Genomic DNA, 20,402 nt, shown 5'->3' with positions numbered 1-20,402 from the left:
CCGGGCCCCGAACAGAAACCCGGATCAGGCCGTGAGGCGGCCGTCCTCCATGCGCAATTGCCGATCCATGCGGGCCGCGAGGTCGAGGTTGTGGGTCGCGATCAGGGCCGAGAGGCCGGTATCCCGTACAAGCGTCATCAGCGCATCAAAGACCCGGTCCGAGGTGGCAGGGTCTAGGTTGCCCGTGGGCTCATCCGCCAGCAGCAGGCGCGGCGCATTGGCCAGCGCCCGACAGAAGGCCACGCGCTGCTGTTCCCCGCCCGAGAGCGCGGCGGGGCGGTGATCCGCCCGTTCCGCCACGCCCACGCTGTCCAGCAAAGCGCGCGCCCGGTCCTGCGCGGCGCGGGGCGCGGTGCCGTTGGCCAGCTGCGGCAGGATGACGTTCTCCTGTGCCGTGAACTCGGGCAGCAGGTGGTGGAACTGGTAGACGAAGCCCACGTCCTGCCGCCGCGCCGTGGTGCGGCGCCGGTCGGAGAGGCCGGTCATCTCCTGCCCGCCGATCTTGACCGAGCCGGCGTCGGCGGTATCCAGCAGCCCCGCGATGTGCAGCAGCGTCGACTTGCCCGAGCCGGAGGGCGCCACAAGTGCCACCACCTCGCCCGGTTGCAGAACGAGGTCGACGCCGCGCAGCACCGCGATCTCGTTCGGCTGGCCGGTGTTGTAGGTCTTCTCGATCCCCGTCAGCTCCAGAACAGGTTCACTCATAGCGCAGGGCCTCCACGGGGTTCATCCGGGCGGCGCGGCGCGCGGGGAAGATGGTAACGATGAAGGACAGCCCAAGCGACAGGCCAACGGCCGAGAGCACGTCGTTCAGCTCCAGCTTGGCGGGCACCTCGTAGATGCCACGGATCGCCGGATCCCAGACCCCGCCCCCGGCGATGTAGTTCACCACGGCAAAGATCTGGTCGATGTAGATCGCGAAGAGGCAGCCCAGCACGACGCCCACCGCCGTGCCGATCAGCCCGGTGAAGGCGCCGCAGATGAAGAAGACCCGCAGGACCGAGCCCTCGGTCAGGCCCATGGTGCGCAGGATGCCGATGTCGCGGCCCTTGTTCTTCACCAGCATGATCAGCCCCGAAACGATGTTCATCGCCGCGATCAGCACGAGGATCGACATGAGGATGAACATTACGTTGTCCTCCACATCAAGGGCGCGCAGGAAGCCGCCCTGCGCATCGCGCCACGTCCAAAGAAGCGCATTGTCCCCGGCCGCGGCAAAGAGCGCGGTGTCGAGCTTGTCGACATCCTCGGGGTCGTCCACCATGACCTCCAGCTCATCGGCCACGCCATCGCGGTTGAAGAAGGTTTGCGCCTCGGCGAAGGGCATGTAGACCCGCGTGCGGTCGATGTCATAGCGCCCGGCGGTGAAGATGTAGGTGACCTCGTAGACCTGCGTCCGGGGCGAGGTGCCAAAGGCCGTCTTGACCCCGTCGGGCGAGATCAGCTTGACCTTGCCCCCCACGTCCACGCCCAGCTCCCGCGCCACGCCGGAGCCGATGGCGATCCCCTCGCCGAAGCGGGAGAAGTCGCCGCGCGACTCCAGAGGTTCGGCGATGCGCGGCACGGTCGAGAGGTTTTCCGGCGTGATGCCGAAGACCTCGACGCCCGCGTTGCGGCCCCGCACATTGGCCATCACCTGGCTGCGCACGAGGGGCGCCACGCGGCTGACGCCCGGCACCGCGCGCACGCGGTCGGCCATCGCCTCGTAGTCATGCAGCGTCCGGTCGATGTAGCCCGTGTCGGAGCGGACCCCGGCGGAATAGACCGTCACATGGGCGTTGGCGCCGAGGATCGTATCGACGAATTCCTCGCGGAAGCCCGAGCGCACTGCCAGCGTGGCAATCAGCGCCCAGACCGCCAGCGTGATCCCGATCAGCGAGATCCATGTCATCACGCTGACACCCCCTTCCGAGCGCCGGGCCCGCAGGTAGCGCCAAGCGATCAGCCATTCGAAGGGGGCGAAGGGGGAAACTCTGCTCTGCATCTGGTCCGTGGCTCCGCCGGGTCTGGTGCTTGATCCGGGCGGAAGGTGTCGCCTGAGGGCCGGAAGGTCAAGCGCGGGCGGGGCTTTGCGGCCTCAAACCGGCGTCATCGGCGCGGGCCCGCTTCGCGCGGTCCTGCACAGAATAGGTCCGGAATTGCGGAATGGTGCCACGGGGGACAGACGCCTACCTTTGCGTCAACGACAGGGCGCCCCCACAGAGGCCGCGGCGCCCGCCCGAGAAAGGACACGACGATGACCACCTATACCGCTCCCGCCGGCGCCCGCGTCGGCCATGTCCACCTCAAGGTCTCGGACCTCGACCGCGCGATTGCCTTCTACGGCGACGTGCTGGGGTTCGAACTGCAACAGCGCTATGGCGCCAAGGCCGCTTTTCTGTCGGCCGGGGGCTACCACCACCATATCGGCCTGAACACCTGGCACAGCGAAGGCAGCGAACCGGCCCCGGTTCACTATCCGGGCCTCTATCATTCGGCCTTCCTCTATCCCACGCGGCGTGACCTCGCCAATGTGCTGAAACAGCTGCGGGCCAAGGGCGTCACCCTCGACGGTGCCTCCGACCACGGGGTGAGCGAGGCGCTCTACCTCCACGATCCCGATGGCAACGGCGTGGAACTCTACTGGGACCGCCCGCAGGCCGACTGGCCCCGGGACGAGGCCGGCGAGCTGGTGATGTTCACCCGGCGCCTCGACCTCGACACGCTTCTGGCCGAGGCGGACTGACGTCAGGTGAGGCACCCGATGGACCGCCCGTGGGCGCCAGCGGGCCAAAAGCCTGACATGAAACGTTCATCTTGCCGTTACCGGTCTGCCACCGATCCGTCATGAAACGCCCCTAGCGTGCCGGTGGCCTGCATGCCTCTGCCCCGCCCTGTCCTGCCCCGCGCTCGTGTCCCCAGCACAAATACGGCAGGGCCCGCAGGTGCTTGCCGGCCCATTCCGGCCGCCGCGCCCGGTGGCCCCCGACCATTCTTGCTGCCGATTTCATCATCGAATGCCCCCGGCCCCGCGCCGGGGGCAATTCGGCCTCCCGCCCGGGGGGCTTTCCCCTGCCGCCGCCTCTTGTCATAAGGGTCGCGCGACAAGAAGGAGCAAGACGATGGCAGCCGGAACCGGTATCCGCACCTACTACAACGGCACCTGGCACGAAGGCGACGTGCGCGTCCTGGGCGCGAGCGATCACGCGATGTGGCAGGGCTCCAGCGTCTTCGACGGCGCGCGGCTCTTCGACGGGCTGACCCCGGACCTCGCCAAGCACTGCGCCCGGGTGAACCGCTCGGCGGAATCCATGTGGATCAAGCCCACCGTCGCCCCCGAGGAGATGGTCGAGATCGCGCTGGAAGGCCTGCGCGCCTATCCAAAGGGTGCCGCCGTCTACATCCGGCCGATGTACTGGGCCACCGATGGCGACGAGACCGTTCTGGTGCCCAAGCACACCGAAGACGCCACCGGCTTTGCCATCGCGCTGGAAGAGATCCCCATGGCGCCTGCCGAGGCCGCCACGACGCTGTGCAAGACCTCCTTCCGCCGTCCCGTGCTGGCCGACGCGGTCTGCAACGCCAAGGCCGGGGCGCTCTACCCCAACAACGGGCGGATGCTGCGCGAGGCCCGCGCACGCGGCTTTGCCAATGCCCTCGTGACCGATGCCATGGGCAACGTGGCCGAAAGCGCCACCGCCAACGTCTTCATGGTGCGCGACGGCGAGGTCTTCACCCCGATCGCCAACGGCACCTTCCTGTCGGGCATCACCCGCGCACGGCACATCGCCAACCTGCGCGCCGATGGCTTCACCGTGACCGAGGCCGTCCTGTCCTACGCCGATTTCGAAGCGGCGGACGAGGTCTTCCTCTCGGGCAACCTGAACAAGGTGACCCCGGTCAGCGCCTTCGAGGATCGCCAGTACCAGATCGGCCCGGTGACCAAACGCGCGCGGGAGCTTTACTGGGACTGGGCGCAGGGCGACCTGAAGGTCTGATCCCGCCCCCTCGACGACAGAACGGCCCACGTCTCGCCAGACGCGGGCCGTTTTCATTTCGTCAGACCGGAGCCTCGGCCCGGCCTCTAGCCCTGAAGCGGATCGCCCGAGACGCGCACGAGGCGGGTCAGATCGCCCAGCCTCTCCTGCTGGCGGCCCTGCGCGTCGAAATTCGCGGGCGACAGCCAGACATCATAGGCCTCCTTCAGCGCGGGCCACTGGTCATCGGTGATGGCGAACCACGCGGTGTCGCGGCTGCGGCCCTTCACGATCAGATGCTTGCGGAAGGTGCCCTCGTAGCTGAACCCCAGCCGCTGTGCCGCCCGGCGCGAGGGCATGTTCAGCGCATCGCATTTCCATTCATAGCGGCGATAGCCCGCGTCGAAGGCCCATTGCATCATCAGCGCCATCGCCTCGGTCGCGGCGCGGGTGCGTTGCAGGGCAGGCGCATAATGGATGTTGCCCACCTCGATGGAGCCCGCCGCAGGCGTGATCCGCAGGTAGGAGGTGACGCCGACGCAGGCCTTCGTCTCGAGGTCCCAGAGCGCGAAAAACTTCGGATCGGTCCCGTCTTCGACCCCGTGCATCCAGCGGTGATAGGCGGCGGCGGAATGGAACGGGCCATAGCCCATGTAGTCCCAGATCCAGTCGTGCCCGTCGAACTGGTCATGCAGCAATGCCGCGTGACGTTCGGCCTGCAGCGGCTCCAGCCGGACGCAATTGCCGTCCAGCACCAGATCGGCAGGCGGGGCGGGTGGTACCTGCCAGCCCTCGACGACCGGCCCGCGGGGGCGCTCCTCGCTCATATGTTCGGCATCCTTCTGCTGGAGGTTCGGGCCCTCGGCGGGCGCATGTCGCGCCACCCTAGCAGCGCCGCGACCGGGCGAAAGGGCCCCGCGTGCCCCCGCCCGCAAAAGACGCGACCCACGGCCCAAATCCTCCCCAATGCCGCCACAATGCACGCCGATAAGCGGCCTGTGATATTAAAAGAGGACCTTGTTATGAAGTATTTTGGCAGCAACTCGCGTCGTCTCCCCCGTATCGGGATCGACACGATCATCCTTGCTGCCGGTGCACTCTCGCTGATCTACGCCATCGTGCTGCTCAGCCAGACCTGACCCGGAGCAAGGCCGGCCTGTTCAGAAGACACCGCGGGCAGAATGCCCACGCCGCGCCTTTTTTTCCGGAACCGAAGACTGCCCTCCCCCGTTGCCCGACAGACAGCAACCGACAGGAGGGGCCTATGCCGTCCATCTACGACGCCATCAAGGAAGACCACGACCGCCATCGCGAGTGGCTGAACAAGATCGCCGAAACCTCCGGTGACAGCAAAGACCGCCGCGAGGCATGGGATGCGTTCTACAACGACATCAAGTCCCACTCGGCCGCCGAGGAAGAGACCTTCTATTCCAAGCTGATGCAGGACACCTGGGGCCAGGATGCCGCCCGCCACTCGGTCCACGAACATGCCGAGATCGACGAGATCCTCGAAGAGCTGCGCGAGATGGACATGTCCTCGCCCGGCTGGCTGACCCGCTTCAAGACCCTCAAGCACGATTATGAACACCACATGGACGAGGAGGAAGACGAGGTCTTCACCCGCGCCAAGAAGGTGATCGGGGCCGAGCACAACGACGCCTTCGGCAAGAGATTCCTCGACCACAAGGCGACCGAGGAGAAGCTCGTCGAAGAAAAGCGCGAAGACGCGCTGCACGACGACTGAGCGGCCGGCCCGCGAACATCTCCGGCCCGCAGGGGCCGGAGGATCGCACTTTGCCGGGCGGATCGGGCGGCGCGCCGAGTTTTCCACTGCTTTTTGCAGGACAAGTGCCCCGCGACGGCCCAAGCCTGTTGCCCGAAGCGACACGTTCCCCTATTGTTCCCGGATGACAGCTTCCCCAAGGCCGGGCTATATCTAGGACATGTCCAGCACCCCCTCTCAAGATTTGCGCGACTTCCTTGGCAAGGATCGGTTCGCCTGCGTCATGGCCGATCCGCCGTGGCGGTTCGCCAACCGGACCGGCAAGGTCGCTCCGGAACACAAGCGGCTGTCGCGCTATCCGACGATGACGCTGGAGGACATCTGCGCCCTCCCGGTCGAGGACTACCTCGAAGACCGGGCGCATTGCTACATGTGGGTGCCCAATGCCCTGCTGCCCGAAGGGCTTCAGGTGCTTTCCGCCTGGGGGTTCGAGTACAAGTCCAACATCGTCTGGCACAAGATCCGCAAGGATGGCGGCTCTGACGGGCGTGGCGTCGGCTTCTACTTCCGCAACGTGACCGAGCTGCTGCTCTTCGGCACCCGGGGCAAGAACGCCCGCACCCTTCCGCCGGGCCGCAGTCAGGTGAACATGCTCCAGACCCGCAAGCGCGAACATTCGCGCAAGCCGGACGAACAGTACGAACTGATCGAGAGCTGCTCCTGGGGGCCCTACCTCGAACTCTTCGGCCGGGGTGTGCGCGACGGCTGGACGGTCTGGGGCAACCAGGCCGATGCGGATTACAAGCCGAACTGGAAGACCTATTCCTACAACTCGGGCGTGGCGGCGGAATAAACCCGCCCGCGCCGGATCACGCTGCCCCGCCTGCGGGGTCGGTGACATGCGCGTATTTCAAGCCCCACAGCACAGAGCCCGGGCCTCAGAACAAGCGCGGCTCTTCTTCCGGGGCCTCGCCCGCGTCGCGCACCGTGCCCTCGGGCAGGCCGATCAGCAGCAGCGGACAGGGATTGCCCACGCCGCGCGCCACCCGGGCCTCCAGCTTGGACCAATGGGTCGAGGACGGCCCGTATTTGTCCATGACGAAGAACCGCGCAAAGGCCGTGGCGAAGTCATCGCCCTGCGCCTGCGCCTTGGCGACGAAGTTGCGCTGCCGGGCGGTGCGTTCCTTCATGCCATAGGCCAGCAGCCCTTCCTCCGAGGTGAGGCCCGCCCGCCTGAGGAAACTCTCCACCGTGCCCGCCATGGCGGCCTGAAGCGCCGCCCCCCGGGTCACGATGATCCCAACCGAGATGATCGACTGCGCGTGCAGCCGCTGGAAGTTCTCGAGGTCGCGGTCAAAGAACGGGTCCTTGTTGTTCCATTCGATCTCCAGCGCCAGCAGCCCCTTGGGTCCGCGGCGGATGTGATCGATCTCGTGGCTGGTGCCATCGCCGACGGGCACGCCGTCCACCGTGGTCTCGATCCGGAAGTTGTGCTTGGCCCAGCCCGCCGCAGACAGCTCGCGCCGCATCCGCTGGGTCGATTTCGCCTCGCCCCCGCCCGAGGCGATCAGCTCCGCCGCCGGGATCGAGACCCGCATCAGGGCACCGATCAGCTCCGCCGTCTCGGTGGGGAAATCCACGCTGAGGATCGCCTCGGCGTGGTTCTTGGTCAGAACGTCGAACCCGGCATCCCGGAGGGCATCGAACATGGGCTGTCCCCGCGCGTGGTGCAAATCCTGTGAAAAAGGCCGACCCGCGAAATCGGGGCCGGCCTTGAGACTTTAATCCTCAACGGGCGCCTGGCGCCACCGCGCGGATCACTCCTGCGGGATGACCCGCAGGTTCAGTTCCATCAGCTGCTCCGGCGTCGGCTCGGAGGGAGCGCCCATCATCAGGTCCTCGGCCCGCTGGTTCATCGGGAAGAGGATCACCTCACGGATGTTCTGCTCCTCGGCCAGCAGCATGACGACGCGGTCGATACCGGTGGCGCAGCCGCCGTGCGGGGGCGCGCCGTACTGGAAGGCGTTGACCATGCCGCCGAAGCGCTTGATCACTTCCTCGTTCGGGTAGCCCGCCAGTTCGAAGGCCTTGAACATGATCTCCGGCTTGTGGTTCCGGATCGCGCCCGAGACCAGCTCGTAGCCGTTGCAGGCGAGGTCGTACTGGAAGCCCTTCACCTCCAGCGGATCGCCCTGCAGCGCCTCCATGCCACCCTGCGGCATCGAGAAGGGGTTGTGCTCGAAGTCGAGCTTGCCGGTTTCCTCGTCCTTCTCGTAGATCGGGAAGTCCACGATCCAGGCAAAGGCGAACCGGTTCGGATCGGTCAGGCCCAGCTCTTCGCCGATGACGGTCCGGGCCTTGCCCGCGACGGTCTGGAAGGACTTCGGCTTGCCGCCAAGGAAGAAGGCCGCATCGCCCACGCCCAGACCCAGCTGCTGGCGGATCGCCTCGGTGCGCTCGGGGCCGATGTTCTTGGCCAGCGGGCCTGCGGCTTCCATGCCGTCGGCGCCGTCACGCCAGAAGATATAGCCCATGCCCGGCAGACCTTCCTTCTGGGCGAAGGCGTTCATGCGGTCACAGAACTTGCGGCTGCCGCCGGTCGGCGCGGGGATCGCGCGGATCTCGGTGCCTTCCTGCTCCAGCAGCTTGGCGAAGATCGCAAAGCCGGAACCGGCGAAATGCTCGCTCACGACCTGCATCTTGATCGGGTTGCGCAGGTCGGGCTTGTCGGTGCCGTACCACAGGGCGGCATCGGCATAGGAAATCTGCGGCCAGCTCTCGGGGGCGTCGACTTTCTTGTCGCCGCCGAATTCCTCGAAGACGCCTGCCAGCACCGGCGAGATCGTGTCGAACACGTCCTGCTGGGTGACGAAGCTCATCTCCATGTCGAGCTGGTAGAAGTCGGTCGGCGACCGGTCGGCGCGCGGGTCCTCGTCGCGGAAGCAGGGTGCGATCTGGAAATACTTGTCGAAGCCCGAGACCATCAGCAGCTGCTTGAACTGCTGCGGTGCCTGCGGCAGCGCGTAGAACTTGCCCGGGTGCAGACGCGAGGGCACGAGGAAGTCGCGCGCGCCTTCCGGCGAGGAGGCGGTGATGATCGGCGTCTGGTACTCGCGGAAGCCCTTGTCCCACATCCGCTTGCGGATCGAGGCGACGACATCCGAGCGCAGGGTCATGTTCTTCTGCATCACCTCGCGACGCAGGTCGAGGTAGCGATAGCGCAGCCGGGTCTCTTCCGGGTACTCCTGATCGCCGAAGACCATCAGCGGCAGTTCCTTCGCGGCGCCCAGCACCTCGATGTCGCGGACGAAAACCTCGACCTCGCCGGTGGGCAGCTTGGGGTTCACGAGGTCCGCGGCGCGGGCCTTCACCTCGCCGTCGATCCGGATGCACCACTCCGAGCGTACCTTCTCCACCTCGGCAAAGACCGGGCTGTCGGGATCGCAGAGCACCTGCGTGGTGCCGTAGTGGTCGCGCAGGTCGATGAAGAGGATACCGCCGTGATCGCGCACCCGGTGCACCCAGCCCGAAAGGCGGACGGTCTCGCCCACGTTGGCTTTGGTCAGAGCGGCGCAGGTATGGCTGCGAAAGGCGTGCATGGTCTCTTCCTTCGGGATGGCGCGAAACGCGGTTCGGAACAGGGGCCGATACACATGGATGCGCGCGGAAAGTCAAGGATTGGCCCTGCGGGCCAAGCCTCCGGCGGGGATATTTGCGGCAAGAAAATGAGGGGAGCCCGCCTCGAAGGGCGCAAGGACGCCGAAATCATTTTCTTGCGTCAAATATCCCCGCCGGAGGCCGCCCGGTCCCTCCGCAGGAGGGGCCGGGCAAAACATCGTGTGCGCCGCAGGCGCGCCGTCGGGTCAGACCCGGCTGCCCCGCGGGGCGACGGGCCGGTCCGGAGCAGCCCTCAGAGCTGCTCCATCACCTCGTCGGAGGCTTCGAAGTTCGCGGTGACGCGCTGCACGTCATCGTCGTCCTCGAGCGCGTCGATCAGCTTCATCAGCTTCTGCATGCTCTCGAGGTCCATGTCGGTGGTGGTGGTCGGCTTCCAGATCAGCTTGGTCGAGTCCGATTCGCCCAGCTGTTCCTCCAGCGCATTGGCCACCGCCGCGAGGTCGGTGTCCGCGCAGTAGACCACGTGGCCTTCCTCGGAGCTTTCCACGTCCTCGGCGCCGGCCTCGATGGCCGCCATCATGACGTCATCGGCATCGCCCACGGAGGCGGGGTAGACCACCTCGCCCTTGCGTTCGAACATGAAGCCGACCGAGCCGGTCTCGCCGAGGTTGCCGCCGTTCTTGGAGAAGGTCGAGCGCACGTTCGAGGCGGTCCGGTTGCGGTTGTCGGTCATCGCCTCGACGATGATCGCCACGCCGTTGGGGCCATAGCCCTCGTAGCGGATTTCCTCGTAGTCGTCGCCGTCGCCCGCCTGCGATTTCTTGATCGCGCGCTCGATCACGTCCTTGGGGACCGAGCTCGACTTCGCTTCCTTCACCGCGAGGCGCAGGCGCGGGTTCTTGTCGGGATCGGGGTCGCCCATCTTGGCGGCCACGGTGATCTCTTTCGAGAGCTTGGAAAAGAGCTTCGACCGGGCAGCATCCTGCCGCCCCTTGCGGTGCTGGATGTTCGCCCACTTAGAATGGCCCGCCATGGCTGCCCTCCGTCGTCTGTTAGATCTGGTATCAGGATTGTCGTGCAGTTCGCGCGTCCATATCCCATGCGGGGGCAGGCCTGCAATATCCCCTGGGCGGCGGAGCGGCCCCGGACCCCGCGAAAACTGACATATTTCGACATGAAACCGGCCCGGCGATCACGCCCGCGTCATACTGCCGGTTCGGTTTGCCGGTGGCCTTGCCTTGGGCTAGGCAGGCCCCACCTGTCCCCTGTCCCTGCAACAATTCACATGAGGCGCCCACGCATATGCACTCCGGCCTGTTCGAGCAATTTGTCCTTCTCTGGGTCGTGATCGACCCAATCGGTACCATTCCCGTCTTCGTCGCGGCCACGGCCGGCCTGACGATCTCAAGCCAGAAACGGATCGCCCGACAGGCCGCGATCTTTGCTGCGGCGGTGCTGCTCTTCTTCCTCGTGCTCGGACAATTCCTGATCGACGCGCTCGGCATCACCCTGCCCTCGTTCCAGATCGCCGGTGGCATCGTGCTGTTCCTCTTCGCGCTGACGATGATCTTCGGCACGGCGCAGGCGCCGAACAATCCCGACAGCCTCAAGCGCGAGAAGGGTGACCGCTCCGACAAGCACGACAGCCCCGCGGTCTTCCCGCTGGCGGTGCCCTCGCTGGCCTCCCCGGGCGCGATGCTGGCGATTGTGCTGCTGACCGACAACAACCGCTTCTCGATCCCCGAACAGGCGGTGACGGCGGCGATGATGCTGGTTGTGCTGGCGGTGGCCTACTTCCTGATGCGCATGGCCGCGCCGATCCTCAAGATCATCAAGCCCAGCGGGGCCGCCATCGTCAGCCGCGTCATGGGCATGATCCTCGCAGCGGTGGCTGTGGACAACATCATCGACGCGATCGCGGGCCTCATGGGCACCATGGGCTGAGCCCCGCCTGCGCGGCCAGCCGCCCTTGCCGGTGGGACGGGCCGCGCTACGCTCTGGATGCCGTCCTGCCGCAGACGGTTGCAATACCAGGGCCGCCATGACCTACGAACAGATCACGCTTTTCGCCATCTTCGCCGCCGTCTTCGCCCTGCTGCTCTGGGGCCGCTGGCGCTATGACCTCGTGGCCTTCACCGCGCTCATGGCCGGGGTGGCCCTCGGCGTGGTCCCGGAGGAAGAGGCCTTCACCGGCTTCGGGCACGAGGCGACCATCGTCGTGGCACTTGTCCTCGTGGTCTCGGCCGGGCTGGTGCGCTCCGGCGCGGTCTACCTGATCACCCGCACGCTGGTGGACAGCTCCCGCCGCCTCGGCACCCATATCGCGATCATGGGGGGCATCGGCGGCGTCCTCTCCGCTTTCATGAACAACGTGGCGGCCCTTGCGCTGCTGATGCCTGTGGACATCCAGACCGCGCGCAAGGCAGGGCGGTCCCCGGGGCTCAGCCTGATGCCGCTCTCCTTCGCCACGATCCTCGGCGGCATGGCCACGCTGATCGGCACCCCGCCCAACATCATCATTGCCTCCTACCGGGAGAAAGCCCTGGGCGAGTCCTTCCGCATGTTCGACTTCGCGCCCGTGGGCGGCATCACCGCGCTTGCGGGCCTCGCCTTCGTGGCGCTGATCGGCTGGAGGTTCATCCCCAACCGCGAAGACGCAAGCGCCGCAGGCAGCGGCGACCTCAAGCCCTACGTGGCCGAACTGACGATCCCCGAGGGCAACAAGCAGATCGGCAAGCGCGTGGCGGAGTTGACCGAGACCGCCGACAAGGCCGACGTGGCCATCATCGGCCTGATCCGCAACGACCGGCGGCTCTATGGCAACGCGCGCCACAACCTGCTGCAGGCCGGTGACGCGCTGGTGCTGGAGGCCACCCCCGGCGCGCTGGAGGAATTCCGCTCGGCGCTGGCCCTGACCTTCTCGGACGAGAAGCGCGAGGAACTGCTGCGCGCCGATGGCGAGGGTCTCGACATGCTGGAGGTCGTGGTCCCTGCCGAGGCGCGGATCAACGGGCGCACCGCGCAGGAGATCGGGCTGAGCTGGCGCCAGCGGGCCGTCCTCCTTGGCATCTCGCGGCAGGGCCGCCGGATCACCGAACAGGTCCGCAAGACCGAGGTGGAGCCGGGCGACATCCTGCTGCTGCTGGTGCCCAAGGACACCGGCCCCGACGTGATCGACTGGCTGGGCTGCCTGACGCTGGCCAGCCGCGGCCTTGCCGTGACGCAGGATCGCATGACATGGGCGGCCATCGGGCTGTTCGCGGGCGCCGTGGCGATTGCCAGCTTCGGCCTGCTGAGCCTGCCCATTGCCCTCGGCCTCGTGGTGATCAGCTATATCCTGCTGCGCATCGTGCCGATCAACGAGCTTTACGACCACATCGAATGGCCGGTGGTGGTCCTTCTGGGGTCGATGATCCCGCTGGGGTCTGCGCTGGAGGACTCGGGCGGCACGCAGCTGATCGCAGGCTGGCTGGTGCAGCTGACGCAGGGATGGCCGGCATGGGCGATCCTGACCGCGCTGATGCTGGTGACGATGACGCTGTCGGACGTGCTGAACAACACGGCCACCACCATCGTCGCGGCCCCCATCGGCATCCAGATGGCGCAGGCGCTGAACGTCTCGCCCGATCCGTTCCTCATGGCGGTGGCGGTGGCGGCCTCCTCGGCCTTCCTCACGCCCATCGGGCACAAGAACAACACGCTGATCCTCGGCCCCGGGGGCTACCACTTCGGGGACTATTGGCGCATGGGCCTGCCGCTGGAAATCCTCGTCGTGGCGGTCTCGATCCCGACGATCCTGCTGGTCTGGGGGTTCTGACCGCTCAGAGCGGCCAGAATACCGGGATCAGCGCCGAGACGACGATGCCCATCGAGAGGTTGAGCGGAATGCCGACCTTCAGGAAGTCCGAGAACTTGTAGCCGCCCGGCCCGTAGACCAGCGTATTGGTCTGGTAGCCGATCGGCGTGGCGAAGGAGGCAGAGGCCGCGATCATCACCGCGACCACGAGCGGGCGCGGGTCGATCCCCATGGCCTGTGCGAGCCCGATGGCGATGGGCGTCACCACCACGGCGACGGCGTTGTTCGACACCAGTTCCGTCAGGACCGAGGTCAGCAGGTAGATCGCCCAGATCACCACCACGCCGGGCAGGTTCGACAGCAGCGGCGCGACCGCGCTCACGATCAGCTCCACCGCGCCTGAGGCATCCAGCGCCGCCCCGATCGCCAGCATGGCAAAGATCAGCGACAGGAGCCGTCCGTCCACGAAGGAAAACGCCTCGTCCGCGTCGATGCAGCGGGTCAGAAGGACAGCCGCCACCGAGAAGACCGCCAGCATCAGGATCGGCGCGACGCCGAAGGCGGCGAGGCCCACGATGGCCAGCAGGGCAATCACCGCGATCGGCGCGTGCCCGCGGCGGAAGGCGCGGACGGTCGGACGGGTCACGTCGACCATGTTCATCTCCTGCGACAGCCGCCGGATGTCCTCGGGAGCGCCTTCCAGCAGAAGCGTGTCGCCCACGCGCACCACGATGTCGTCGAGCTGGCGACCGATGTTCTGGTTCCGCCGGTGCACGGCCAGCGCATAGACCCCGAAGCGGCGGCGCAGGCGCATCGCGCCCAGCGTCCGGCCCACCATCTTGCAATCCGGCGCGATCAGCACTTCCACGGTCGTCGTCTCGACGGCGGACACCTGATCGACCCGCTTGAGGCCCTTGGTGCGCTGAAGGCTCAGCAGTTCGGTGATCCGGCTCCGCAGGACCACGCGGTCACCGACCTGAAGGGTCACGCCCTGCAGGTTGCGGCGCAGGGACTCGTCCCCGCGCACCACGTCGATCAGGCGCACGCCCTCGCGCTTGAACAGCTGGACCGAGGTCACCTCGCGGCCGATCAGGTTGGATTCCGGCGGGATCACGGCCTCGGTGAAGAACTTCATCTTCGACTTGTCCGACAGCAGGTTCGCCATGCTGTCGCGGTTCGGCAGCAGCCAGCGCCCGACGACCATCAGGTAGAGCATGCCCCAGCAGACCACGATGATCCCCAGCGGGGTCACCTCGAAGATCGAGAAGGGCTCCATCCCCTGCCCGCGCGCCACGCCGTCCACCAACAGGTTGGTCGAGGTCCCGATCAGCGTCAGGGTCCCGCCCATGATCGCGCCATAGCTCAGCGGGATCAGGAGCTTCGAGGCCGCCACATCCAGCTTGCGCGCCAGTTGCACGAAGACCGGGATCATCACCACCACGACCGGCGTGTTCGACACCACGGCAGAGGCGGCGACGACAAAAGTCATCATCGCCACGATGGCCAGCCTCGGGTGGGTTTCGGCGTAACGTTCGGTGGTGCGGGTGAAGGCATCCAGCGCGCCGGTCCGCACGAGCGCCCCCATGACGATGAACATCGCCGCGATGGTCCAGGGCGCCGGGTTCGACAGGACGGCCACCGCGTCATCGTAAGGCAGCACACCGGTCAGCATCAGAACGCAGGCCCCGCCGATCGCGACGACTTCGGTCGGATAGACCTCGCGCACGAACAGGACAAACATCGCCCCCACGACAAGCAGGGCGAGGATCGCCTCTCCGGTCTGGGACAATTCGAATAAATTCATGGCAATGCTCCGGAAACCCGCCTGCCGGTTCTATGTTTCACGAGGGGCGATTTTCAAGCGGGCATTTCGGTTGATCGCCAACCGGCACCTTCCCGCGAGGGGACCACGCAACGGTCGCCCAGATGAACGGCGCCCCCTCTCCTGCCGCGCCGGACAGGTGCGATCCCTGCCGAAGGGGGCGCGAACCGGCGGCCTCACGGGCGCGCCGCGACACGACCGGCGCGTCACAGTCACCGCGGGCCGCCGCTGCCATGCCGGCCGGCGCCTCAGGGGCCCGATTGTTCCAGCCGTCCGCCCTGACGCACCATGCAGATGCGCGTGGCCTGGCCGGTCCGGTCGTCGGTCTCGACATAGACGCCCGAAAGGGTCGCCTCGCCCGCGGCGGGGGTGAAGCGGGACTTGGGCATGCCGGTGATGAAGCGGCGCAGGGGCTCTGCCTTCTCCATCCCGATGACGCTGTCGTAATCGCCGCACATGCCCGCGTCGGACAGCAGCGCCGTGCCGCCGGGCAGGATCTGCGCGTCCGCCGTCGGTACGTGTGTATGGGTGCCCACCACGAGGCTCGCCTTGCCGTCGCAGTAGTGGCCCATCGCCATCTTCTCGGAGGTCGCCTCGCAGTGCACATCCACGATGGAGGCCTGCACAAGCCCACCGCGCGGGTGGGTCTTCAACACCGTCTCCATCGCCGAGAAAGGATCGTCGAAGGGCCGCTTCATGAAGACCTGCCCCAGCACCTGCGTCACCAGCACCTTGCGTCCGCCCCGCGCCTCGAAGACGCGGAAGCCCTTGCCCGGTGCGCCCTTGGCGTAGTTCAGGGGCCGGATGATGCGCGGCTCCTTCTCGATGTACTGCAGCATGTCCTTCTGGTCGAAGGCATGATCGCCCAGCGTCAGGCAGTCGGCGCCCGCGTCCAGAAGCAGCTTGGCGTGGTCCCCGGTCAGCCCGGCCCCGTTCGAGGCGTTCTCGCCGTTGACCACCACGAAGTCGAGCCGCCAGTCCTCGCGCAGCTTCGGCAGTCTTTCGACCACCGCCGCGCGGCCTGCCCGGCCCATTACGTCACCCAGGAATAGAAGTCTCATGCCACAGCGTTACGCCGGGCGCGGGGGCGGGGCAAGAACCCCGATGCGCCCTTCCCATGCGTCACCTCGGCGCCCCCTGCCCTCATGGCGCCACCGTCCGGCGCTTGATCGTCATCCGGGCCTGTGCGTCGGTCTCGACGATCGCGAGGTCGCCGTACTCCACCGGCGCGGGCGCGGGCAGGCCAAGGCTCTCCCAGATCGCGGTGAGGTTGTTCTTGTTGCCGACCCAGACCACGCTCTTGCCGGCACCCTGCCGAACAAGATCCGCGGTCGGGTTCTCGACCCCGAGCGTCTGAAGCGTCAGCCCACGGGCCGCCGCCAGCGGCGCGGCTGTCTGTTCATTGCGGTGGATGCCGGGGGTATAGATCGCATCGACCGGAACCCCCTGCAACGCGGGAACCAGCGCCCGGGCCCGGGCCTGGCCCTCCGCGGTCAGTTCGTCCCCCAGCCGGTCGGCGTGGCGGGTCAGGATCAACCGGCTGTCCGGGGCCATCCGGGACGGCCCCGATCCGCTGCATCCCGTGACCCCGACACAGGCCAACGCGGCAGCCGCCACCATTATCCACCGGCGTGAAACCATCGCCCCCTCCCTCGCAAAACCTGAGGCAGCGTAGCGCGGCGGTCGGTTTCGATCCAGTCCCGGGACCCGAAAATGAGACAGGGCCAAGGCACACGGCTCACTTCGGCATCAACGCACGGGCTGCGCGCCTAACATGCAAAACGGGCCGGGAATGCCCCGGCCCGTTCACTCAGCCCCTTAGACGAGACCGGATTACTTCAGCGCTTCGTCGGTGATGTCGAGCGTGTAGGCGCCCTCCGGAGCCTTCGAGATGACCGGGTCCGAGCCGCCCGCCAGCAGCGTGTCGACGGTCCGCTGGTAGTCGTCCACGTCCAGCGCGCCGGTGGAGCCCGCGGTCAGCTTGGCGATCTCACCCATCATCCGGACCTGGTGGGCCTCGGTCTGGGCGCCGGTCTCGTCATATTCGAGCACGATCTCTGCCGCGTCGGTCGGGTTCTCCTCGGCCCATTTCCAGCCCTTCATGGAGGCGCGCACGAAGCGGACCATCTTGTCCTTGAAGGCAGGGTCCGCGAGGTTCTCTTCCAGCACGTACATGCCGTCTTCCAGCGTGGCGACGCCCTGATCTTCGTACTTGAAGGTCACCAGTTCATCCTCGGAGACGCCCGCATCCAGAACCTGACCGTACTCGTTGTAGGTCATGGTCGAGATGCAGTCCGCCTGACGCTGGATCAGCGGATCGACGTTGAAGCCCTGCTTCAGCACGGTCACACCATCGTCGCCGCCGTCGGTCGAGATGCCTTCCTGGCTCATCCACGACAGGAAGGGGTATTCGTTGCCGAAGAACCAGACGCCGATGGTCTTGCCCTTGAAGTCCTGCGGGCCGGTGATGCCGGTGTCCTTCCAGCAGGTCAGCATCAGGCCGGAGGATTTGAACGGCTGCGCGATGTTCACCACCGGCAGGCCCTTTTCACGGGCCGCCAGGGCCGAGGGCATCCAGTTCAGCATCACGTCGGCGCCGCCGCCTGCCAGCACCTGCGGCGGTGCGATGTCGGGGCCGCCGGGCAGGATCGTCACGTCGAGGTCTTCCTCTTCGTAATAGCCCTTCTCCAGCGCCACGTAATAGCCTGCGAACTGGGCCTGGGTGACCCACTGCAGTTGCAGTTTCACCTCGTCGGCGGCGAAGGCCATGCCCGGCGCGGCCAGGGCGAGCGCCGTCGCGGCACCAGTCAGAAACGTCTTCATCATGTTACTCCCATGTTTGGTCTAGTCCCCCGCTCTTGCGGGGTGTCGTTACCCTCTTTGCGAGGGATGCCAGAAGGTGACCCTTTTCTCGATCAGGGCCACGGTCCCGTAGAAGGCAGAGCCGGCAATGGCGGCCACCACGATCTCGGCCCAGACCATGTCGAGCGCGAGCTGCCCCACGGATGTTGAGATGCGGAAGCCCATCCCCACAATGGGAGATCCGAAGAATTCCGCCACGATGGCGCCGATCAGCGCCAGCGTCGATGAGATTTTCAGCCCGTTGAACAGGAAGGGCATGGCCGCCGGCAGGCGCAGCTTGAAGAAGCCCTGCCAGTAGGAGGCGGCATAGGTCTTCATCAGGTCGCGCTGCATGGCAGAGGTCTCGTTCAGCCCGGCGACGATGTTCACCAGCATCGGGAAGAAGACCATGACGACGACCACCGCCGCCTTGGACTGCCAGTCGAAGCCGTACCACATCACGAGGATCGGCGCGGTGCCCACGATCGGCAGCGCCGCCACGAAGGAGCCCACAGGCAGCAGCCCCCGGCGCAGGAAATCGCTGCGGTCCACGAGGATCGCGGTGGCAAAGGCCGCAAGGCAGCCGATGACATAGCCCGAGAGCGCGCCCTTCACGAAGGTCTGCACGAAATCGGCCCAGAGTGTCGGGATCTCGCTCAGGAACCGGGCGGCGATGACACTGGGCGCAGGCAGGATCACCAGCGGGATGTCGAGGCCCCGCACCAGCAGTTCCCAGACCGCCAGCAGGGTCAGCCCGAAGATCACCGGCACGGCCAGCCGCACGCCCGCGCTCTGCGCGCCCGGGCCGTTGGCCAGTTTCACGTTCAGCGCCCAGGCAAGCGCCCAGAGGAGGAAGGCAGCAATCACAAGTGTCATCGGCCCAGCCCCATCCGCTTCAGCGTGCCGCGCTCAAGGCCCGAGATCACCGCCACCAGCAGCGCCGCGAGGATCGCAGTCGCAAAAAGCGCCGACCAGATCTGGATCGTCTGCCCGTAGTAGCTGCCCGTCAGCAGTCGCGCACCGAGGCCCCGCACCGCGCCGGTGGGCAGTTCGCCCACGATGGCACCCACGAGGCTGGCCGCGATGCCGATCTTCAGCGAGGCAAAGAAATAGGGCACCGAGGCCGGCAGCCGCAGTTTCCAGAACACCTCGCCCTTGCTGGCGGAATAGGTCTTGAGCAGATCGAGCTGCATCTGGTCCGGGCTGCGCAGCCCCTTAACCATGCCCACGACCACCGGGAAGAACGACAGGTAGGCCGAGATCAGCGCCTTGGGCAGCAGCCCCTGCACGCCGACGGAGTTCAGCACCACGATGATCATCGGCGCGATGGCGAGGATCGGGATGGTCTGGCTGGCAATAGCCCAGGGCATGACGGACATGTCCATCGCCCGGCTGTGCACGATACCCACCGCCAGCACGATGCCCCCGACCGTGCCGATGGCAAAGCCCAGCAGCGTGGCCGACAGCGTGATCCAGCCGTGGAAGACAAGGCTGCGCTTAGAGGTGATCTTCTTGTCGATCACCGTATCATAAAGCTCCACCAGCACCTGGTGCGGGGCGGGCAGCCGCGGCTTGTCCTGTGCCAGCGTGTCGCCCCATTGATCCGGGTTGCGCAGCGCCAGCCCGATGGCCGAGAGGTCACGCCGCGCGGCGGCCCCCTCAGGTTCGATGACGGCGCCCTCACGCTCGGCCATGGTCAGTGCAAACTTGATGTTCATCGGCACGCAGGCCGCGTACCAGAGCGCGATGATCACCGCCACGACGGTGAGAACGGGAACGATGGAGCGCATCAGCGGCCCTCCATCCCGGCGACACGCAGGCACGCCGCAGGGCGGCCCGGAGGTGACATGACAGCCTGCTTAGTCATAGGCATGCCCCGCGCGCAGGCCCTCGCGGACGCGGTGGGCGATTTCGAGGAATTCCGGCGTGTCGCGGATGTCGAGCGGGCGCTCCTTCGGCAGCGGGCTCTCGATCACGTCGGTGATCCGGCCCGGGCGCGGCGACATGACCACGATCTTGGTCGAGAGATAGACCGCCTCGGGGATCGAATGGGTGACGAAGCCGATGGTCTTGCCGGTGCGGGCCCAGAGCTTCAGCAACTCCTCGTTGAGGTGATCGCGGACGATCTCGTCCAGCGCGCCGAAAGGTTCGTCCATCAGCAGGAGGTCGGCGTCGAAGGCCAGTGCCCGGGCGATCGAGGCCCGCTGCTGCATCCCGCCCGACAGCTGCCACGGAAACTTGCCGCCGAACCCCGAGAGGTCCACGAGGTCGAGGACACGCGCCACGCGCTCCTCCTGTTCGGCCTTCGAGAAGCCCATGATCTCCAGCGGCAACTTGATGTTCTTGGCGATGGTCCGCCACGGGTAGAGGCCCGCGGCCTGGAACACATAGCCGTAGGCGCGCTTGCGCCGCGCCTCGTCCGGGGTCATCCCGTTCACCGTCAGGGTCCCGCCGGTAGGCGTCTCCAGCGCTGCCACGCAGCGCAGGAAGGTGGTCTTGCCGCAGCCCGAGGGCCCGATGAAACTGACGAAATCCCCCTGCGCGATGGAGAGGTTCACGTCCCGCAGCGCCTGCACCGGCCCATCGGCGGTCTGGAACGTCAGGTCGAGATGTTTTGCTTCTATGACAGTGGCTTGGCTCACGCCC

General features: G+C 66.7%; 19 protein-coding genes. 6 read left to right on the top strand and 13 right to left on the bottom strand.

Annotated elements, in window-relative coordinates; translation table 11 throughout:
- Positions 1 to 24 precede the first annotated feature (24 nt).
- Both LCM32_RS18715 and LCM32_RS18710 read right to left on the bottom strand, forming a co-directional pair.
- Positions 25 to 705 (bottom strand): ABC transporter ATP-binding protein, encoded by a 681-nt coding sequence (locus LCM32_RS18715; RefSeq protein WP_224822613.1) that lies wholly within the window; start codon positions 703 to 705, stop codon positions 25 to 27.
- The gene (locus LCM32_RS18710; protein ID WP_224822612.1) at positions 698 to 1,984 is read right to left on the bottom strand and encodes a lipoprotein-releasing ABC transporter permease subunit; all 1,287 of its coding nucleotides are present in this window, start codon (positions 1,982 to 1,984) and stop codon (positions 698 to 700) included. The genes LCM32_RS18715 and LCM32_RS18710 overlap by 8 nt, the downstream gene beginning before the upstream one ends.
- A 252-nt stretch (positions 1,985 to 2,236) precedes the next feature.
- Between LCM32_RS18710 and LCM32_RS18705 the strand changes: the two genes are divergently transcribed.
- Positions 2,237 to 2,725, top strand: a complete 489-nt coding sequence (locus LCM32_RS18705) for a VOC family protein (protein ID WP_224822611.1) — start codon at positions 2,237 to 2,239, stop codon at positions 2,723 to 2,725.
- Positions 2,726 to 3,101: 376 nt separating this feature from the next.
- Positions 3,102 to 3,977 (top strand): branched-chain amino acid aminotransferase, encoded by an 876-nt coding sequence (locus LCM32_RS18700; protein WP_224822610.1) that lies wholly within the window; start codon positions 3,102 to 3,104, stop codon positions 3,975 to 3,977.
- A gap of 86 nt (positions 3,978 to 4,063) precedes the next feature.
- On the opposite strand, the gene LCM32_RS18695 is transcribed toward LCM32_RS18700, so the two are convergent.
- Complete coding sequence (locus LCM32_RS18695; RefSeq protein WP_224822609.1) at positions 4,064 to 4,783, bottom strand: GNAT family N-acetyltransferase; 720 nt, start codon at positions 4,781 to 4,783, stop codon at positions 4,064 to 4,066.
- 437 nt (positions 4,784 to 5,220) lie between these two features.
- Here LCM32_RS18695 and LCM32_RS18690 point away from each other — a divergent pair, with 437 nt between their 5' ends.
- Positions 5,221 to 5,700 (top strand): hemerythrin domain-containing protein, encoded by a 480-nt coding sequence (locus LCM32_RS18690; protein WP_224822608.1) that lies wholly within the window; start codon positions 5,221 to 5,223, stop codon positions 5,698 to 5,700.
- A 199-nt stretch (positions 5,701 to 5,899) separates the two neighbouring features.
- A complete protein-coding gene (locus LCM32_RS18685; RefSeq protein ID WP_224822607.1) occupies positions 5,900 to 6,532 on the top strand; it encodes an MT-A70 family methyltransferase in 633 nt (210 codons plus the stop codon).
- 85 nt (positions 6,533 to 6,617) lie between these two features.
- On the opposite strand, the gene LCM32_RS18680 is transcribed toward LCM32_RS18685, so the two are convergent.
- The 3 genes from LCM32_RS18680 to LCM32_RS18670 all read right to left on the bottom strand — a co-directional run bounded on the left by LCM32_RS18680 (position 6,618) and on the right by LCM32_RS18670 (position 10,330).
- Positions 6,618 to 7,388, bottom strand: coding sequence for a BglII/BstYI family type II restriction endonuclease (locus LCM32_RS18680; RefSeq protein ID WP_224822606.1), 771 nt, complete (start codon positions 7,386 to 7,388; stop codon positions 6,618 to 6,620).
- Between the two features lie 108 nt (positions 7,389 to 7,496).
- Complete coding sequence (gene aspS / locus LCM32_RS18675; RefSeq protein WP_224822605.1) at positions 7,497 to 9,278, bottom strand: aspartate--tRNA ligase; 1,782 nt, start codon at positions 9,276 to 9,278, stop codon at positions 7,497 to 7,499.
- Between the two features lie 311 nt (positions 9,279 to 9,589).
- Positions 9,590 to 10,330, bottom strand: coding sequence for a YebC/PmpR family DNA-binding transcriptional regulator (locus tag LCM32_RS18670; RefSeq protein WP_224822604.1), 741 nt, complete (start codon positions 10,328 to 10,330; stop codon positions 9,590 to 9,592).
- Positions 10,331 to 10,599: 269 nt separating this feature from the next.
- On the opposite strand from LCM32_RS18670, the gene LCM32_RS18665 reads away from it, so the two are divergent.
- Both LCM32_RS18665 and LCM32_RS18660 read left to right on the top strand, forming a co-directional pair.
- A complete protein-coding gene (locus LCM32_RS18665) occupies positions 10,600 to 11,241 on the top strand; it encodes a MarC family protein (protein ID WP_224822603.1) in 642 nt (213 codons plus the stop codon).
- 97 nt (positions 11,242 to 11,338) lie between these two features.
- Positions 11,339 to 13,114, top strand: coding sequence for an SLC13 family permease (locus LCM32_RS18660; RefSeq protein ID WP_224822602.1), 1,776 nt, complete (start codon positions 11,339 to 11,341; stop codon positions 13,112 to 13,114).
- A 4-nt stretch (positions 13,115 to 13,118) separates the two neighbouring features.
- On the opposite strand, the gene LCM32_RS18655 is transcribed toward LCM32_RS18660, so the two are convergent.
- From LCM32_RS18655 to LCM32_RS18625, 7 genes are all read right to left on the bottom strand, one after another.
- Positions 13,119 to 14,897, bottom strand: coding sequence for an SLC13 family permease (locus tag LCM32_RS18655; RefSeq protein ID WP_224822601.1), 1,779 nt, complete (start codon positions 14,895 to 14,897; stop codon positions 13,119 to 13,121).
- A 266-nt stretch (positions 14,898 to 15,163) separates the two neighbouring features.
- Positions 15,164 to 15,976, bottom strand: a complete 813-nt coding sequence (locus LCM32_RS18650; RefSeq protein WP_222493449.1) for a TIGR00282 family metallophosphoesterase — start codon at positions 15,974 to 15,976, stop codon at positions 15,164 to 15,166.
- 82 nt (positions 15,977 to 16,058) lie between these two features.
- Positions 16,059 to 16,469: a histidine phosphatase family protein gene (locus LCM32_RS18645; protein WP_224822600.1), complete on the bottom strand. Its 411-nt coding sequence runs from the start codon at positions 16,467 to 16,469 to the stop codon at positions 16,059 to 16,061.
- Positions 16,470 to 16,748: 279 nt separating this feature from the next.
- Positions 16,749 to 17,738 carry an ABC transporter substrate-binding protein gene (locus LCM32_RS18640; RefSeq protein WP_318246205.1) on the bottom strand — a complete coding sequence of 330 codons (990 nt, stop codon included), beginning with the start codon at positions 17,736 to 17,738 and terminating at the stop codon, positions 16,749 to 16,751.
- A 48-nt stretch (positions 17,739 to 17,786) separates the two neighbouring features.
- Positions 17,787 to 18,632, bottom strand: coding sequence for an ABC transporter permease (locus tag LCM32_RS18635; protein ID WP_224822599.1), 846 nt, complete (start codon positions 18,630 to 18,632; stop codon positions 17,787 to 17,789).
- Complete coding sequence (locus LCM32_RS18630) at positions 18,629 to 19,546, bottom strand: ABC transporter permease (RefSeq protein WP_224822598.1); 918 nt, start codon at positions 19,544 to 19,546, stop codon at positions 18,629 to 18,631. The genes LCM32_RS18635 and LCM32_RS18630 overlap by 4 nt, the downstream gene beginning before the upstream one ends.
- Positions 19,547 to 19,615: 69 nt before the next feature.
- The gene (locus LCM32_RS18625; protein WP_224822597.1) at positions 19,616 to 20,398 is read right to left on the bottom strand and encodes an ABC transporter ATP-binding protein; all 783 of its coding nucleotides are present in this window, start codon (positions 20,396 to 20,398) and stop codon (positions 19,616 to 19,618) included.
- Positions 20,399 to 20,402: the final 4 nt, after the last annotated feature.

Origin of the sequence: Pseudooceanicola nanhaiensis, from assembly GCF_020171315.1 — a bacterium.
GTDB lineage: Bacteria > Pseudomonadota > Alphaproteobacteria > Rhodobacterales > Rhodobacteraceae > Pseudooceanicola > Pseudooceanicola nanhaiensis_A.
Note: the sequence above shows the minus strand (reverse complement) of the source record. Positions and strands in the feature narration are given on the sequence as shown.

Excerpts from the sequence above, each read along its gene's own strand:
- LCM32_RS18660 (WP_224822602.1), top strand. The coding sequence starts at position 11,339 with ATGACCTACGAACAGATCACGCTTTTCGCCATCTTCGCCGCCGTCTTC.
- LCM32_RS18710 (WP_224822612.1), bottom strand. The coding sequence starts at position 1,984 with ATGCAGAGCAGAGTTTCCCCCTTCGCCCCCTTCGAATGGCTGATCGCT.
- aspS (WP_224822605.1), bottom strand. The coding sequence starts at position 9,278 with ATGCACGCCTTTCGCAGCCATACCTGCGCCGCTCTGACCAAAGCCAAC.
- LCM32_RS18690 (WP_224822608.1), top strand. The coding sequence starts at position 5,221 with ATGCCGTCCATCTACGACGCCATCAAGGAAGACCACGACCGCCATCGC.
- LCM32_RS18715 (WP_224822613.1), bottom strand. The coding sequence starts at position 705 with ATGAGTGAACCTGTTCTGGAGCTGACGGGGATCGAGAAGACCTACAAC.
- LCM32_RS18695 (WP_224822609.1), bottom strand. The coding sequence starts at position 4,783 with ATGAGCGAGGAGCGCCCCCGCGGGCCGGTCGTCGAGGGCTGGCAGGTA.
- LCM32_RS18700 (WP_224822610.1), top strand. The coding sequence starts at position 3,102 with ATGGCAGCCGGAACCGGTATCCGCACCTACTACAACGGCACCTGGCAC.
- LCM32_RS18685 (WP_224822607.1), top strand. The coding sequence starts at position 5,900 with ATGTCCAGCACCCCCTCTCAAGATTTGCGCGACTTCCTTGGCAAGGAT.
- LCM32_RS18665 (WP_224822603.1), top strand. The coding sequence starts at position 10,600 with ATGCACTCCGGCCTGTTCGAGCAATTTGTCCTTCTCTGGGTCGTGATC.
- LCM32_RS18670 (WP_224822604.1), bottom strand. The coding sequence starts at position 10,330 with ATGGCGGGCCATTCTAAGTGGGCGAACATCCAGCACCGCAAGGGGCGG.
- LCM32_RS18640 (WP_318246205.1), bottom strand. The coding sequence starts at position 17,738 with ATGAAGACGTTTCTGACTGGTGCCGCGACGGCGCTCGCCCTGGCCGCG.
- LCM32_RS18655 (WP_224822601.1), bottom strand. The coding sequence starts at position 14,897 with ATGAATTTATTCGAATTGTCCCAGACCGGAGAGGCGATCCTCGCCCTG.
- LCM32_RS18650 (WP_222493449.1), bottom strand. The coding sequence starts at position 15,976 with ATGAGACTTCTATTCCTGGGTGACGTAATGGGCCGGGCAGGCCGCGCG.
- LCM32_RS18630 (WP_224822598.1), bottom strand. The coding sequence starts at position 19,546 with ATGCGCTCCATCGTTCCCGTTCTCACCGTCGTGGCGGTGATCATCGCG.
- LCM32_RS18635 (WP_224822599.1), bottom strand. The coding sequence starts at position 18,632 with ATGACACTTGTGATTGCTGCCTTCCTCCTCTGGGCGCTTGCCTGGGCG.
- LCM32_RS18645 (WP_224822600.1), bottom strand. The coding sequence starts at position 16,469 with ATGGCCCCGGACAGCCGGTTGATCCTGACCCGCCACGCCGACCGGCTG.
- LCM32_RS18705 (WP_224822611.1), top strand. The coding sequence starts at position 2,237 with ATGACCACCTATACCGCTCCCGCCGGCGCCCGCGTCGGCCATGTCCAC.
- LCM32_RS18680 (WP_224822606.1), bottom strand. The coding sequence starts at position 7,388 with ATGTTCGATGCCCTCCGGGATGCCGGGTTCGACGTTCTGACCAAGAAC.